The following is a 13,713-nucleotide window of genomic DNA, read 5'->3' as shown; positions in this document are numbered from 1 at the left end:
ATGAAAAATGCTAACGAAATAAAATTTTTGAAGAACAGATCAATCATCAAATTTGAAGGAGAAGATTTCCTGGGAGAAATCGGGATTGACGGAAGAATTTTTAAAGCGCTTACTTTAGCGCGTATCAGTGTAGGAGTAATTTCCCAGCAGGCCATAGAAAACGGAATTTCTATTTTGGTTCAGGAAATTGATGCAGAAAAAGCAGTAGCTTGTCTTATTGATGAGTTCGAAGCAGAAAGAAAATCTGGAAAAGTTTCTCAAATCTATAGTATCAATAATGTTTCTGTGATCGGTTTTGTAGCAGAAGATTTCAATAAAGTCTTTGCCGAACTGGCAAGAAACAATGTTTTCCCATTATTGCTGAATCAGGTAGCTGGAGAAAACAGAGTGAATATCGTAGTGACTTCTTCACAGGATGAAAAAACAAAAAACATCATAGAATCTGAAATTTTCAAAAAACCAAAGACGGTTCATCTGGCAATCATTGGTCACGGAAATGTAGGAAAGACATTGATACAGCAGGTACTGGAATCTGCAGAAGAAATTAAAAAGCGTAAAAAAATAGACCTTAGAGTAGTTGCAGTAGCCAACTCAAAGAAAATTGCCTTCAACAAAAAAGGATTTGATGCCAATTGGGGTGATGAGGTTTTGACAGCAGAACATTCATCGAATGTAGAAGAACTGATCAATTTCTCTAATGAAAATCAACTGGAGAATCTGATTGTTGTGGATAACACAGCGAGTAAGGATTTTGTGAAGAACTATCATGCTTTAGCAGAAAACGGATTCGATCTGGTTTCTTCCAACAAAATTTTCAATACCCTTCCAATTGAGGAGTACAGAAAACTAAGATATACGTTGAGTAAAAACAACAGACGTTATCTATATGAAACCAATGTTGGAGCTGGTTTGCCATTAATTGATACCATCAAATTATTACACCTTTCAGGAGAAAATATCACAAGAATCAAAGGAGTATTCTCCGGAACACTGAGCTATGTATTCAATAATTTTTCTTTGAGAGACGATAAATTTTCAACCATCATCAACGAAGCTTTGGAAAAAGGATATACAGAACCGGATCCGAGAGAAGACTTATCCGGAAATGATGTGGCAAGAAAACTATTGATTTTAGCAAGAGAACTAGACCTGATCAATGAATTCGGAGATATTAATATCCAAAACCTTGTTCCGGAAAGCTTACTTGAAGTTTCAAAATCAGAATTTCTTTCAAGATTGGATGAACTGGATGAGGAATACCAGAAAATTAAAGAAAATCAGGAGCCTGGTCATGTGTTGAGATATGTGGGTGACTTACATGGTGACTTGCAGAAAGATAAAGGTGAATTGGATGTGAAATTGATTTCAGTTCCTGCAACTTCAGCATTAGGACAGTTAAAAGGTTCCGATTCTATCTTTGAAATTTATACAGAAAGCTATGGAGAAAATCCAATCGTGATTATGGGAGCCGGAGCCGGAGCACAAGTAACAGCCAGAGGAGTATTCGGAGATATTTTAAGAGTAAGTGAAACTAAATAATATTTAATGTAAGAATCTACCAATTTGGCAGTGTAGCCATAACGGCAATTGTCATTCTGAGCATAGCGAAGAATCTGATGGTTACACTGTGAAATTGATCAATTAAAACTATATGGAAAATTTTGAAACATCAGCAATAAGAACCCAGACTGAAAGATCTCAGTTTGATGAACATTCCACGCCATTATATCTTACCTCCAGCTTTATATTTCAGGATGCAGAAGATATGAGAGCAAGCTTTGCAGAAGAAAAACCTAAAAATCTATACAGCCGTTTCTCTAATCCGAATGTGACAGAGTTTACCGATAAGATTGCTAAGATGGAAGGTGCAGAAGCCGGATATGCCTTTGCAACGGGGATGGCGGCCATCTATTCTACATTTGCTGCACTCTTGAATGCCGGAGATCATATTGTAAGCTGTCAGTCTGTATTCGGATCTACACACACTTTGTTTACCAAGTATTTCCCGAAATGGAATATTGAAACTTCTTATTTCAAAGCAGAAGATGCTCAGAATGTTGAAAAATATATTCAACCTAATACAAAGATATTATACCTTGAAACGCCTACCAATCCAGCGATCGAAATCCTGGATCTTGAGTTTTTCGGACAGATTGCCAAAAAGCATAATCTTATTTTCATTGTAGATAATTGTTTTGCAACACCTTACCTTCAACAGCCGATCAAATATGGTGCAGATGTTGTTGTACATTCAGCAACGAAATTGATTGACGGACAGGGAAGAGTGTTGGGAGGAATAGCAGTAGGAAAAGAAGACCTGATCAGAGAAATTTATCTTTTCGCAAGAAATACAGGACCTGCATTGTCTCCTTTTAATGCCTGGGTATTATCAAAAAGCCTGGAAACATTGGCGATTCGTGTAGAAAAGCACTGTGAAAATGCTTTGAAGGTAGCCGAATTTTTAGAAAACCATCCCAATGTAGACTTGGTAAAATATCCATTCTTGAAATCCCACCCAAGTTATGAAATAGCAAAAAAACAGATGAAGCTTGGTGGAAATATCGTAGCATTTGAAATAAAGGGCGGAATTGAAGGCGGAAGAAACTTTTTAGATAAGATACAAATGTGTTCATTGTCTGCTAACTTAGGTGATACAAGAACGATCGTTACCCATCCGGCATCCACTACACACTCCAAACTGTCAGACGAAGAGAGAAATGAAGTAGGAATTACAGCAGGACTGGTTCGTTGCTCTGTAGGATTGGAAAATGTAGAAGATATCATTGCAGATTTAAAACAAGCTTTGGATTAATTCAATAGAACAGGTTGTAGCCAAAACATTTAAAAATGAAAAATTCAGAACAATTATATAAAGCTTTATCCGAAAGAATCTTAATTCTTGACGGTGCGATGGGAACGATGCTTCAGAGATACAAGTTTGAAGAAGAAGATTACCGTGGAGAGCGTTTCAAAGACTGGGAGCATCCTGTAAAAGGAAATAATGACCTGCTTTCTCTTACACAGCCCCAAGCCATTGAAGAAGTTCACAAGAAATATCTGGAAGCCGGAGCTGACATTATTGAAACCAATACGTTTTCAGGAACTACGATTGCGATGGCAGATTATCACATGGAAGATCTGGTATATGATCTGAACTATGAGTCTGCAAAGATTGCCAGAAAAGCCTGTGACGAATACACAGCACAAAATCCTGACAAACCGAGATTTGTAGCTGGATCTATCGGACCTACCAACAGAACGGCAAGCTTAAGCCCGGATGTTAACGATCCCGGATACAGAGCTATTACTTTTGACGAATTGAGAGTGGCTTATAGGCAGCAGTGTGAAGCTTTATTGGATGGAGGTTCAGATATTCTTTTAGTAGAAACCATCTTTGATACCCTGAATGCGAAAGCTGCATTATTTGCTATTGATGAATTACAGGACGAAAGAGGAATAAAAATTCCTATCATGGTTTCAGGGACCATTACAGATGCTTCAGGAAGAACATTGAGTGGGCAGACGGCAGAAGCTTTTCTGATCTCAGTTTCCCACCTGAATTTATTAAGCGTAGGTTTCAACTGTGCATTGGGAGCAGATCAGCTGACTCCTTACCTTGAAACGCTGGCTCATAATTCAGAATTCTATGTTTCAGCTTATCCGAATGCTGGTTTACCAAATGCTTTCGGAAAATATGATGAAACTCCTGAAGATATGGCCAGACAGATCAAAGAATACGTTGAAAAGGGATTGATCAATATTATCGGGGGATGCTGCGGTACGACTCCCGAACATATTAAAGCGATCGCTGATCTTGTCGAGCAATATCCGCCAAGGAAAGCGGGGAATTTGCTAAAGAACATTATTTAGCATGCAAGAAATTTCCTGTGATTATAGCTTTTAAGTAAGCACAGGAATTGATTGAGGCAGAATACCATAATGCCTACTATATTTTAGAAAAATAAAATGAAGTATTTAAGATTATCAGGCCTAGAGCCTCTTATCATAACACCGGAGAGTAATTTCATCAATGTTGGTGAAAGGACTAACGTTGCCGGTTCCAAAAAGTTTTTAAGACTGATTAAGGAGGAGAAATTCTCTGAAGCATTAGATATTGCCCGCCATCAGGTAGAAGGAGGTGCTCAGATTCTGGATGTCAACTTCGATGATGGATTGATCGATGGAAAAGCATCGATGATCAAATTCCTGAACTTAATTGCCTCCGAACCGGATATCGCAAGAATCCCAATCATGGTAGACTCTTCCAAATGGGAAATCCTGGAAGCAGGTCTTCAGGTGGCTCAGGGAAAATGTGTAGTGAATTCGATCAGCTTAAAAGAAGGTGAGGAAGAATTTATAAAACATGCCAAAGCCATAAAAAGATATGGAGCAGCAGTCATTGTCATGGCATTTGATGAGGTAGGGCAGGCTGACAGTTTTGAACGAAGAATTGAAATTTCAAAACGTTCTTATGATATCTTAGTCAATCAGCTTGGCTTCCCTGCAGAAGACATCATTTTCGACTTAAATATCTTTCCGGTAGCAACGGGAATGGATGAGCACAGAAGAAATGCCATCGACTTTATTGAAGCTACGCGCTGGGTAAGACAAAATCTTCCTTATGCATCCGTGAGTGGGGGAGTGAGCAATGTTTCCTTCTCTTTCCGTGGAAATGATACCGTGAGAGAAGCTATGCATTCCGTATTCCTTTATCACGCTATTCAGGCAGGGATGAACATTGGTATTGTAAACCCGGCGATGCTGGAGGTTTATGATGAAATCAATAAGGAATTACTGGGACTTGTAGAAGATGTAATACTCGATAAAAGAGAAGATGCTACAGAAAGACTCCTCGATTATTCGGAAAAACACAAATCGGTCAAAAAAGAAAAGACCGAAGACTTGGAGTGGAGAAACAATCCATTACAGGAAAGAATTACCTATGCATTGGTAAAAGGTATCGACCGTTTTATTGAAGAAGATGTAGAAGAAGCAAGACAATTGGCTGCAAGACCGCTTCACGTTATAGAAATTAACCTGATGACAGGGATGGGGGTTGTAGGAGATCTATTCGGAAGCGGAAAAATGTTCCTTCCGCAGGTTGTAAAGTCTGCAAGGGTAATGAAAAAAGCAGTGGCTTATCTGCAGCCTTATATCGAAGCTGAAAAAGACGGGGCAAGGCCGGCTAATGGAAAAATTTTAATGGCCACTGTAAAAGGAGACGTTCATGATATCGGTAAAAATATTGTGAGCGTCGTTCTGGGTTGTAACAACTATGAAATTGTTGACCTTGGAGTGATGGTTCCGGCCGAAAAAATCATCCAGACGGCTATTGCAGAAAAGGTAGATGTTATTGGATTAAGCGGATTGATCACACCAAGCTTAGATGAAATGGTATATATCGCATCAGAATTGGAGAGACAGAATTTAGATTTTCCTTTATTGATCGGAGGAGCTACCACTTCAAAGGCACATACCGCAGTGAAAATCGATTTAAAATATAAAAATGCTGTCGTTCACGTAAATGATGCTTCACGAGCTGTAAATGTCGTAAGCTCATTATTAGGTGACAGAAATAAAGAATATGTTTCGGATTTAAAGAATGACTATTCCGATTTCAGAGAAAAGTTCCTGAACAGACAGGTGGATAAAGATTATGTTTCTATTGAAGAAGCAAGAGAAAACCATTTTAAAATTGATTGGGAAAACGAAGACATTTTCACTCCGAATACGATAGGAATAAAAGTAATCGAAAATCAGGATCTGCGGGAGCTTCTTCCTTTCATTGACTGGTCACCGTTTTTCAGAAGCTGGGATCTACACGGAAAATATCCAAATATCTTAGAAGATGAGGTCGTAGGTGCTCAGGCTAAAGAATTATTTAAAGATGCTCAGGTTATTCTAAAGAGAATTCTGGATGAGAAGCTGTTGACAGCAAAAGCCATCTTCGGAATCTTCAAAGCCAATTCCAATGAGTCTGATGATATCTTGATTTTTGATGAAAATAATAAGGAACAGGCTAAGTTTTTAACTTTAAGACAGCAGGCTCAAAGATCAAAAGGAAAAGAATATCTGGCTTTAAGTGATTTTATTGCTCCTCAAAGCTCTGGAAAAACCGATTACGTGGGAGCATTCTGTGTAACAACAGGTTTTGGGACCGATGAATTGTCCAATGAATATGAAAAGGCCAATGATGATTATAATTCTATCATGGTAAAAGCTTTGGCAGACCGTTTTGCAGAAGCCTACGCGGAATTTTTACATAAAAAAGTCAGAACAGAGTATTGGGGATATGCGAATCAGGAAAGCTTAAGTAATGAAGAATTAATCGCGGAAAAATACAAAGGAGTCCGTCCGGCACCAGGATATCCGGCTTGCCCTGACCATCTGGAGAAGAAAACAATCTGGGATCTTTTAAAAGTAGAAGAGAATACAGGAGTTTTCCTTACAGAAAGCCTTGCCATGTTTCCAACAGCATCTGTTTCCGGATATTATTTCGGAAGTCCGCATGCCAAATATTTCGGATTAGGAAAAATTACAGAAGACCAGCTTAAAGATTATGCCGCAAGAAGAGGTTGTAGCATCCAGGAAGCGAGAAAATGGTTGTCACCAAATTTAGCAGATTAAAATTAAAATGAAGATAACAGAACACATTAAAAAAGCAAATGGAAAAACGTTGTTCTCCTTAGAAGTTGTTCCGCCGCAGAAAGGAATCGGGATTGAAGATCTCTATACCAATATAGATCCGTTGATGGAATTCAAGCCGCCTTTCATTGACGTTACTACATCCAGAGAAGAATATATCTATTTAGACAAAGGAAATGGGCTCATGGAACGTCGTATTACAAGAATGCGTCCCGGAACATTGGGAATCTGTGCTGCCATTCAACATAAATATAATGTAGATACTGTTCCACATCTTCTTTGTGGAGGGTTCACGAAAGAAGAAACAGAATATCTTTTGGTAGACTGTATGTACCTTGGGATAGACAATGTGATGGCTTTAAGAGGTGATGCGATGAAAGGGCATCAGTATTTTGAGCCTACTCAAGGCGGCCACGCAAGCGCAATGGATCTTGTGAATCAGATTAATAACCTGGGAAGAGGAAAATATCTTCATAACGAAGAGCAGATTTGTGACGAGCTTAATAAATTCTGCATCGGTGTTGCCGGATACCCGGAGAAACATATGGAGGCCCCTTCCATGAATTATGATCTGAAATGGCTGAAACAAAAAGTAGATGCCGGAGCAGATTATATTGTTACCCAAATGTTTTATGACAATAAAAAGTATATAGAATTCGTTCAGAAAGCAAGAGAAATGGGAATTACGGTTCCTATCATTCCGGGGATAAAACCGATTGCAACAAAGAAGCATTTGAAAATCCTGCCACAGGTATTCAAAATAGACCTTCCCGAAGAATTGATCAATGCAGTGGAAAATGCAAAAAATAATGAAGCGGTGAAGCAGATCGGAATAGAATGGGCAATTACCCAATGCAAAGAACTTTTGGATTTTGGAGTTCCTGTTCTGCACTTTTACTCGATGGGGAAAAGTGATAACATCAAAAAAATAGCCGGTGAGCTATTCTAATAAAAGTACCAATAATGAAGGAACCCCTGTGAATTTTCACAGGGGTTTATTTTTTTATTGATTTAAGAACTTAACCAGTTTGATGAGGTCTGCTTCTTTATTTATTTTAATATTGTTGGATTTTGCAAACTTTTCAATATCATCTTTTTTCGCCGGGAAAGCATCCGCAATCTCTTTTACTTTCTTTGGTTTTTTAATATATCCTGACTCTGTTTTGATATAATAAACAGGATCCGCTGCATTAAAACTTGCCGGTCTATCCGTTTCGTATGAATTTCTGGCAGTAAAAGCATTTTTAAAATCTGTTTTTACTTTTTTATAAAGTGAATTTTTACCATTAACCAATTCAAAGAAATATCCTTTCAGATCATCTCCGGTATCAAGCTTTACCAATGTTTCTTTTGTTCTGATAAACTCAATTCTGGTAAAAGGGCTGTCCGGAACTAAAGAATAAGTTTCTTCATCCTTTTTGAACTCAACTTCATCAAAATATGTATTATAACGTGCTACAGCAGTTTCAGCTCTGTCAGCAACAATAAATTTAGCGGGTGAAAATGCTTTGTCATAGTAAGGAGTACCCTGTATGTCATCATAGCTGATTCCCTTACCGTTTGAATCTCCATTCTGATAAAACGTATGATTCAGTAATCGAGATCCGTCATAACTCAATGTCGTCATCTGCTGTGCAGAAAGAGGAATGAAGGATATTAATAAGATACTGATAATGATTTTTCTCATTGTATATGGTTTTATTTAGTTTATTAAAAAATTACTTTCAAAAGTACAAATATTCCATTAAAATAAGTGAAAAGAAAGAATTGTTCTTTAATTATAAATCCTGGTGTCTCTCAAACTCTTTATTCCTGTCAAACAAATACCGGTAGGTAGCCAGCTTTCGGGTAACAGTAGTATCCAGAGTTTCTGCAATCTTGATCATTTTAGGATTAAAATCACCAATCCACTGCAGTTCTGTAATCTTAAAATCTGTATGTTTTCTCAAATGCTGGGTTCCTTCCCAGATCATATACCCATCAATCCCTTTCTTTTGCCATTCCGGAACAACACCGAAGACAAGCCCCACCATTTTTTCATTCTTTTTGAATCGTTTTAAAAACAAAAATTTAAGCTTTTCAAAAATGCCGAATCTTCCATTCAGATATTTAAACCACTGGTTGAGGTCCGGAATGTTGATCCACATAGCAATCGGCTGCTCATTTTCATATACAAACCAGGAAATGTGCTCATTGATAATAGGTTTCATCGTATTGAACATTTTCAGAACCTTAGCTTCTTCCAGATGTTTTCCTTCTCCATGGCAAGCCCATGCCTTATTATAAACTTTAGTAAAATCTTTTGCAAACTTGGCCAGATTATTCTTTTTCATAGGTCGGGCCGAAATAGCGGGATTTCTTCTGTTCTTTTCGTGAGCAATCGTGAAAATTCTTGAAACTTCTGCAAAAACAGGTCTGGTAAAACAAAGCTGTTCAAAGTAAATCTTGAATCCATAATTTTCAAAAAGATCTTTGTAATAGGGAAGGTTGTAATTCATTCCAAACAGAGGTTCAATAAAACCTTCAATTAAAAGTCCCCAGAATTTATCCCGTTCTCCGAAATTGATAGGGCCGTCCATCGCTTCCATTCCTTTTTCCTGAAGCCAGTTTTTACAATGATCAAAAATAAAATTGGCGGTTTCCTGATCATTGATACAGTCGAAAAAACCAATTCCTCCGGTAGGTTGCTTTTGCTCATAAAGGGTATTGATAAAAACGGCTACTTTACCAACCGTTTTATCATTTTTTTTAAATAGAAATCTTTTGCACTCCCCATTTTTAAAGAATTTATTCTTTTCAGGATCGAAAATCTCTTCAATATACTTATCTAAAGATCGGATGTAATTTTTGTCGTGTTGATAAATTTTTGCCGGGAATTCAAGAAATTCCCTTTTATGGAGTTGGTTTTGTACTTCTTCGACAATAATCATAGGCTTTTTAATCAGAAATGGCTATAAAAGATAATGTTTTTCATCATATTTGAAATAGAGAAATAGATATTATCCGTATTTTTGCTGCAAATTAAATAAAAATGGTTGATTTTACTGATAACGACGATGATATTTTCACTGGAAAAGAACATACGCCTATAAGGAAAGATGCTTTTGATAAATCGCCACAGGAAAAAATAGAAAAAATTACTGAGCTTTTTGGCGAGATTATGGAAACATTAGGAATGGACATGACAGATGATTCTCTGAAAGATTCTCCAAAACGTGTTGCCAAAATGTATGTGAACGAGATTTTCGGAGGACTTCTTCCGGAAAATAAGCCAGGAATTTCCACTTTCTCCAATAAATATAAATACCGCCAGATGCTGGTGGAAAAAGATATCACTGTATATTCTTTTTGTGAACACCACTTCTTACCTATCATAGGAAGAGCACACGTTGCTTATATTTCCAATGGGGAAGTGATTGGTCTTTCAAAAATTAACAGGATTGTTGATTATTATGCGAAAAGACCACAGGTTCAGGAAAGGCTTACCATGCAGATCGTAGATGCTTTGAAAGAAGCATTAGGAACAAAAGACGTAGCGTGTATCATTGATGCAAAACACCTTTGTGTAAACTGCCGGGGAATTAAAGATACGGCAAGTTCTACAATTACTGCAGAATTAAGTGGTATTTTCAGAACAAACCCTATCACAAGACAAGAATTCTTACATTATGTAGGAAGCCACGCAAAACTGGATTATTAGATAATGAACTACCAAATTCTTAAGAATATTATTGATGCCGAACTTCAGAGATTTCAAAATATCACTGAAGAAGAATGGTCATATAGAATTTCTTCGGAAAAATGGTCTAAAAAAGAAATTATTGGCCATCTTTGTGACAGTGCTTTTACAAATATCCGTAGATTTGTTGTGACACAATATAAAGAGAACGAAAATATTGTATACGATCAGAATTTTTGGGTAAAAGCTCAGGACTACCAGAATGTTCCGACTGCGGATCTTATTGATCTATGGAAGTCGCTGAACTATCAGATTGTTCATATAGTTGAAAATATCCCGGATGAAGCCTTACAAAGAACCTGCGATACTACCAAAACGGAGCCTCGGGTTTTTACATTGGAATTCATTATCAATGATTATGTAGACCATTTACAGCATCATTTAAAAGCGATTTAATTATGATAAAATTTAAAAAAGTTTCCGATAAAATTTTCATCGCAACAATTATTTGTTGTGACAGAATTATTTTTTAACTAATTTTTGAATCTTTAAAACTATTAAATCTTTTAACTTAAAAATAAATGCAATTAAAAATATATAACTCCCTTACAGCGGAAAAAGAAATATTCAAACCTATTTTAGAAGGAAATATCGGAATGTACGTCTGCGGACCTACAGTGTACAGCAATGTGCATTTGGGAAATGTAAGAACTTTCCTTTCCTTCGATTTTATTTACCGCACCCTAATGCATTTGGGGTATAAAGTAAGATATGTAAGAAATATTACCGATGCAGGCCACCTTACGGATGATGGAAATGTAGAGAATGACAGATTCGTAAAACAAACCAGACTTGAAAAGTTGGAGCCTATGGAAATTGTACAAAAATATACAGTAGATTTCCATAAAGTATTGGAGATGTTCAACCTTTTGCCTCCCAATATTGAACCTACAGCGACAGGTCATATCGTTGAGCAGATCGAACTCACTCAAAAGCTGATTGAAAGAGGCTTTGCTTACGAAAGCAATGGTTCGGTATACTTTGATGTATTAGAATACAATAGGAGAGGATTGAACTATGGTGAACTTTCAAAACGTAATATAGAAGAGCTTTTTGCCAATACCAGAGATCTTGACGGCCAGGGTGAAAAGAAAAATCCACAGGACTTTGCATTGTGGAAAAAAGCATCGCCGGCTCACATCATGAGATGGAATTCTCCTTGGGGAGAAGGATTCCCGGGATGGCACCTTGAGTGTACTGCGATGAGTACGAAATACTTAGGGGAAACATTTGACATCCATGGAGGAGGGATGGACCTTAAATTCCCTCACCACGAATGTGAAATTGCACAGGGGAAAGCTTGCAATGACGCGGCACCAGTAAACTACTGGATGCATGCTAATATGCTGACAATGAACTCACAGCGTATGAGTAAGTCTACAGGAAACTATATTCTTCCAATGCAGCTTGTGACAGGAGATAATGACTTCTTTGAAAAACCTTTCCATCCTACAATTGTGCGTTTCTGCTTCCTGCAGGCACATTACAGAAGTGTTTTGGATATTTCAAACGATGCCATGATTGCCAGTGAAAAAGGATTCATTAGGTTGATGGAAGCGGTGAAAGTATTGAATGCTGTCACTCCAGACGATACAAAACAGTCTGGCTTCAACTTGAAAGAGTGGAAGAACAAAGCATATGAAGCTTTAACAGATGATTTCAACTCTCCAATCCTGATTGCTCACCTATTTGAGGCTGTGAAATATATATTTGCCTTAAATGATGACAAAGAGACAATCTCTACAGAAGACCTGGAAGATTTAAAAACGACATTGAATGCTCTTATATTTGATGTCTTAGGTTTACAGGCTGTAGAAGAAAATAATAATGAAAAGCTAGATCAGACTTTGAAGGTTCTTATCGAGCTTAGAAATCAGGCAAGGAAATCTAAAAACTTTGATCTTTCAGATCAGATCAGAGACAAACTTCTTGCAGAAGGAATAGAATTAAAAGACGGAAGAGACGGAACATCCTATGTTCTGAACTAAAAATACAACTTCGTTTTACAATCACCATTCCGTAAGGATCCCAAATACTCAGGATTCTTACGGAATGTTTTTTTTCTCCCCCTACAAGTCCAAATCGTCCCTTAACTCTTCAATTTCTCAAACCCTCAAACTCCCAAACCTCTCAAACATTCTTAGGAGCTATTTCCTGCTATCCATTTTTACTCCTCGCCCCAGCGCACTCCGCCCCTCGAACCCATCCACTCACCAACGCAAGCTGCGGGGTAACCATTCCTATCAGGGCTAGGGGAGGGAATTATAAATGATGAATGATGAATGATGAGTTGTGAATTAGATTTTCGGGTTTCGTGTTCCAGCTTTTTGGTTTTGAGATTACAATTCCAGGTTTTAGGTTGTCAATAGATGTATTCTGTATCATCAACTTTCTCTCTTATATATATTATACCCATCCACCTCTGTACAAATCCGTGCTCACTGTGGTTGATGATCCTACCAACGAATAATCATGATCCTCTCCAGATAATTCTCCAGACAATAAAAATTCAATAGCAACGGGCTATAATCCTGAGCTTAGTCGAAGGGAGTACGTTTAATAAAAATAAAACCTCCTTGTTGGCTTTTAGCCCAAACTTAAATAAAGAATAGTTGTTTTCAAAAAAGCCCCCTGCTATTATATATAGGTATACCTTCCATTATACATTATACATTATACATTATACATTATACATTATACATTTATCCCATCCCCAATCCCTCCCAAAACACTCTCCGACCCTCACACGCTCTAACCCTCCCACACTCCCTCTCGATCTCCCAAACAAATGTTTAAAATTTTTCTCTCTGCCTACCAGTGTTTTAGGATTAAATATTAATAAAAGGTAAAATTTATGTTAAATAAAGTTGCGTGGTTAGGGTTAAGTTTCTATCTTTGCCCCACTGAAAAACGAGAGACATTCAGTAGCGCAGAAGAGCTTTTAGATAAGCAGAAACAATAAGAAACTTCAAAAGGGAAGAGCAAAAAAAACTCCAACATTTTTCATTTAAAAAGTTGCAAGTTCAAATAAAGTTCTTATCTTTGCAGTCCCAATTAAGGGAGCGCAGGAGTGGAAGATTAGGTGATGAGAAGAGGAGTTAAGGTTACTTAAAAAACTTTAAAATTTTCTTCAAAAACATTTGGTCAATTAGAAATAAAGTTTTACTTTTGCACTCGCAAATACGGAGCAACACTGACAGAAAAGATTGTTTCGTTATAAAGCGAAAGATATAAAGATCATTGACATACAATATAACAACCAAGTAAGGAAAAACTAAAGCGTCAAAACTTTGAGTGAGTCAGACAAACATACAATGGAGAGTTTGATC

Annotated in this window: 10 protein-coding genes; 8 read left to right on the top strand and 2 right to left on the bottom strand. The window is 37.3% G+C overall.

Translation table 11 applies throughout. From position 1 onward, the window contains the following. The 5 genes from C1634_RS00050 to metF all read left to right on the top strand — a co-directional run bounded on the left by C1634_RS00050 (window position 1) and on the right by metF (window position 7,594). A complete protein-coding gene (locus C1634_RS00050) occupies window positions 1-1,539 on the top strand; it encodes an ACT domain-containing protein (RefSeq protein WP_103232869.1) in 1,539 nt (512 codons plus the stop codon). Between the two features lie 112 nt (window positions 1,540-1,651). Next, window positions 1,652-2,812 carry an O-succinylhomoserine sulfhydrylase gene (locus tag C1634_RS00045; protein WP_109737741.1) on the top strand — a complete coding sequence of 387 codons (1,161 nt, stop codon included), beginning with the start codon at window positions 1,652-1,654 and terminating at the stop codon, window positions 2,810-2,812. 35 nt (window positions 2,813-2,847) lie between these two features. Beyond that, window positions 2,848-3,870, top strand: a complete 1,023-nt coding sequence (locus C1634_RS00040) for a homocysteine S-methyltransferase family protein (protein ID WP_103232871.1) — start codon at window positions 2,848-2,850, stop codon at window positions 3,868-3,870. 96 nt (window positions 3,871-3,966) lie between these two features. Further along, window positions 3,967-6,627: a methionine synthase gene (gene metH / locus C1634_RS00035; protein WP_109737740.1), complete on the top strand. Its 2,661-nt coding sequence runs from the start codon at window positions 3,967-3,969 to the stop codon at window positions 6,625-6,627. Between the two features lie 7 nt (window positions 6,628-6,634). Next, window positions 6,635-7,594 carry a methylenetetrahydrofolate reductase [NAD(P)H] gene (gene metF / locus C1634_RS00030; RefSeq protein ID WP_103232873.1) on the top strand — a complete coding sequence of 320 codons (960 nt, stop codon included), beginning with the start codon at window positions 6,635-6,637 and terminating at the stop codon, window positions 7,592-7,594. Between the two features lie 54 nt (window positions 7,595-7,648). On the opposite strand, the gene C1634_RS00025 is transcribed toward metF, so the two are convergent. Continuing rightward, window positions 7,649-8,332: a hypothetical protein gene (locus tag C1634_RS00025; RefSeq protein ID WP_103232874.1), complete on the bottom strand. Its 684-nt coding sequence runs from the start codon at window positions 8,330-8,332 to the stop codon at window positions 7,649-7,651. 91 nt (window positions 8,333-8,423) lie between these two features. After that, window positions 8,424-9,575 carry a hypothetical protein gene (locus C1634_RS00020; RefSeq protein WP_109737739.1) on the bottom strand — a complete coding sequence of 384 codons (1,152 nt, stop codon included), beginning with the start codon at window positions 9,573-9,575 and terminating at the stop codon, window positions 8,424-8,426. A 101-nt stretch (window positions 9,576-9,676) separates the two neighbouring features. Between C1634_RS00020 and folE the strand changes: the two genes are divergently transcribed. The 3 genes from folE to cysS all read left to right on the top strand — a co-directional run bounded on the left by folE (window position 9,677) and on the right by cysS (window position 12,372). After that, window positions 9,677-10,345 (top strand): GTP cyclohydrolase I FolE, encoded by a 669-nt coding sequence (gene folE, locus C1634_RS00015; RefSeq protein WP_034725871.1) that lies wholly within the window; start codon window positions 9,677-9,679, stop codon window positions 10,343-10,345. Window positions 10,346-10,348: 3 nt separating this feature from the next. Further along, window positions 10,349-10,780, top strand: coding sequence for a DinB family protein (locus C1634_RS00010; protein WP_103235402.1), 432 nt, complete (start codon window positions 10,349-10,351; stop codon window positions 10,778-10,780). Between the two features lie 125 nt (window positions 10,781-10,905). Then, window positions 10,906-12,372, top strand: a complete 1,467-nt coding sequence (cysS, locus tag C1634_RS00005) for a cysteine--tRNA ligase (RefSeq protein WP_103235403.1) — start codon at window positions 10,906-10,908, stop codon at window positions 12,370-12,372. Window positions 12,373-13,713: the final 1,341 nt, after the last annotated feature.

The sequence above is a fragment of the Chryseobacterium viscerum genome (assembly GCF_002899945.2).
In the GTDB taxonomy this organism is placed as follows: Bacteria; Bacteroidota; Bacteroidia; order Flavobacteriales; family Weeksellaceae; genus Chryseobacterium; species Chryseobacterium viscerum.
The sequence above is the reverse complement of the archived record's forward strand: the minus strand, read 5'-3'. Positions and strand labels throughout refer to the sequence as shown.

Excerpts from the sequence above, each read along its gene's own strand:
- C1634_RS00050 (WP_103232869.1), top strand. The coding sequence starts at position 1 with ATGAAAAATGCTAACGAAATAAAATTTTTGAAGAACAGATCAATCATC.
- C1634_RS00045 (WP_109737741.1), top strand. The coding sequence starts at position 1,652 with ATGGAAAATTTTGAAACATCAGCAATAAGAACCCAGACTGAAAGATCT.
- C1634_RS00040 (WP_103232871.1), top strand. The coding sequence starts at position 2,848 with ATGAAAAATTCAGAACAATTATATAAAGCTTTATCCGAAAGAATCTTA.
- metH (WP_109737740.1), top strand. The coding sequence starts at position 3,967 with ATGAAGTATTTAAGATTATCAGGCCTAGAGCCTCTTATCATAACACCG.
- metF (WP_103232873.1), top strand. The coding sequence starts at position 6,635 with ATGAAGATAACAGAACACATTAAAAAAGCAAATGGAAAAACGTTGTTC.
- C1634_RS00025 (WP_103232874.1), bottom strand. The coding sequence starts at position 8,332 with ATGAGAAAAATCATTATCAGTATCTTATTAATATCCTTCATTCCTCTT.
- C1634_RS00020 (WP_109737739.1), bottom strand. The coding sequence starts at position 9,575 with ATGATTATTGTCGAAGAAGTACAAAACCAACTCCATAAAAGGGAATTT.
- folE (WP_034725871.1), top strand. The coding sequence starts at position 9,677 with ATGGTTGATTTTACTGATAACGACGATGATATTTTCACTGGAAAAGAA.
- C1634_RS00010 (WP_103235402.1), top strand. The coding sequence starts at position 10,349 with ATGAACTACCAAATTCTTAAGAATATTATTGATGCCGAACTTCAGAGA.
- cysS (WP_103235403.1), top strand. The coding sequence starts at position 10,906 with ATGCAATTAAAAATATATAACTCCCTTACAGCGGAAAAAGAAATATTC.